This is a genomic window from Hydrocoleum sp. CS-953 (genome assembly GCF_002260545.1).
Classification (GTDB): domain Bacteria; phylum Cyanobacteriota; class Cyanobacteriia; order Cyanobacteriales; family Microcoleaceae; genus Trichodesmium.
Map to the genome: position 1 here is coordinate 1 of NZ_LGSU01000199.1, position 2,424 is coordinate 2,424.

Genomic DNA, 2,424 nt, shown 5'->3' on the forward strand with positions numbered 1-2,424 from the left:
AAGCTGCCAGTAGTAGTGTCAAATAAGTAGGCTGAACCACTCGACTCTCCATTGTCGTCGTCTCCTCTAGAACCTATAATAGCTGTATTGTTGCTTAGAGCTACTGAAAATCCAAACTGGTCAAATTGAGAACCGTCGGGTGCGGTAAATTTCTGGAGCAAGCTGCCAGTAGTAGTGTCAAATAAGTAGGCTGAACCACTTTCTAATCCATTGTCGTTGTCTTTCCATGCACCTATCAGGGCTGTGTTATCGCTTAGAGCTACTGAGAATCCGAAGTTATCTCCTTGAGAACCTTCGGGTGCGATAAATTTCTGGAGCAAGCTGCCAGTAGTAGTGTCAAATAAGTAGGCTGAACCACTTTCTAATCCATTGTCGTCGTCTTCTCTAGAACCTATAATAGCTGTGTTATCGCTTAGAGCTACTGAACCTCCAAACAGGTCAGATGCATCACCGTCAGGTGCGGTAAGTTTTAGATCGACAGCGTTAGCGGGATCTGTAAAAGCGAGGAGTACAAATAGGGGAAAGCAGGATCTTTTACCAATTGTTTTTAGGTTAGTTGCTTGACTCTTAACTGCTGGTTTTTGATTGTGCATATCTAGTTAGTTCTCAATTATCTTTGTTTTTTATGGTTTTGCTCAGGCGTTTAGTTATGTCTATAGAATTAGAGTTGTCACTTTATGACTTCAAAAATCCTACAAACTTTTGCTATGTAGGCACTAGCTATTGCTGGCTAAAAAAGCCAGGAATTATAACTTTTTCTAGTTTTGATAATTTTTTTCAGTTATCTACACAACTGTAAAGTTACCATAACATTTTATTTAAGCAAGAGGCAATAGGTTATACCAAATCTTTACCAAAACTTTAAATTTAAGTAGTATAAAGGATTTCCTGAGATTGCTTTCCTTACGGAATGCTCCGCAAACCCTCCACGCAGTGACCGTCGCAATGACTAGGCTAATGTTATATAGAATCCGGTTGAACAGTGGTCCGCAGCGACGAAGCGGAAGCAATCTCCGGGCACCTCTGAGATTGAGGGAATGCTGCGCAAACCTTCCACTCCGTTCCAGTCGCAATGACTAGACTGATGTTACTGCTTCATACAAAAGTTTGATATGACATTGAAATTCAATACTTTCTAAAGCGATCGCCTCCCCCGCTTCTAGAAAAACTTAGTTATCAGTCCAGTAGGGTGTGTTTCGCTTTCCTGCGGAATGCTGCACATTCATGTTGGCTCTTAGCCGAAAAGCTTTTCATGTCGCCCCGCGAAACGCACCGAAATATTTGGATAGTAAAAATCTCTAAAATTTTTGAACTTTGAATTCTGAATGCAAAAATGGTCATCAATCTGAAAAGTGGTGTAACTACCAAAAAAATCAAGCAAAGATTTAGAGACTGAATTCTTTGCTTGATAAATTAGCTATGAGAAATGTTTATTGTTATTTTTTTTGCTGCTTCTTTCGGGATAAGGTGGCGATCGCAAAGATGCCTATTATTTCTTATAGCATCACCTTAACCGATCAGGTTATACTGCGAAAGTATCGACTGATTTTGAACCTGTTATGCTATCATTTTGAACAGTTGATAGTGAGAATATAGTACCATTGTTTTGCGGGAATTGGTTTCCTTCTAATAAATCGTTATACAATGTGTGAGCGTAGCTGTGGTTATCTGCAAAATTCCAGGAACCTGGTTGAAACCAATCATCCCAGTTAACGTATACATCAAAGTCACCTAATGGATCGTCGTATCCTAATGTGCTGCTAGTATGGAAAGCAACTACTCTATCTGCATCGGTTGGATCTAGGCGATCGTCTGTAGGGTTGGCACTAGAGAACCAACCTCCTTCAAACTCAGGACCTGCTGGATCGAGACCAATAAGCAGATCGACTTCGCCACTACGTTCGCGAAGTTCTTCACCTGCTTCACCCATTACATGAGCACCTAAACTGTGACCAATAAGTGTGGTATCAGCAGGATTAACACCTTGATCCAACAAATAGTTTGCTACTTCAACTCCTACATCATCAACTCTATCTGCAGCAGCAGGATAATTGAGAGTATCAGCACCATCTTGCCAATCTACTACCAAAATGTTAGCATCATTGCCTTCTAAATCTCGTATATTTTCTGCCATTTCTGACATCCAAGCTTGAGGCGTGAAGTTATTATCTGGATTTCCACCTGTACTTTGGTAACCATGTACAATTACATAAGTAGGATCGCTTGTGTCTATAGGTCGGGAATTATTGAATCCGCTATTATCCCAATTATTAAAGAATACGTCTACCATATTTTTAGTTTGTTTCTATGTACGAGTTTTTACTGAAAATATTACACTTTGTGTTTAGTTGTATTTTCCATCTATAATATCATCTATATATTATATACATTAGGACTTACCCAGAAACCGGAAAAATAATAATC

At 39.5% G+C, this 2,424-nt stretch carries 2 protein-coding genes; both read right to left on the bottom strand.

Features of this window, described 5'->3' with window-relative positions:
* On the bottom strand, window positions 1–593 hold a 593-nt coding region (locus AFK68_RS01650; RefSeq protein ID WP_210407172.1), incomplete at its 3' end, for an FG-GAP repeat protein.
* A 929-nt stretch (window positions 594–1,522) separates the two neighbouring features.
* Complete coding sequence (locus AFK68_RS01655; protein ID WP_094671117.1) at window positions 1,523–2,290, bottom strand: alpha/beta fold hydrolase; 768 nt, start codon at window positions 2,288–2,290, stop codon at window positions 1,523–1,525.
* Window positions 2,291–2,424: the final 134 nt, after the last annotated feature.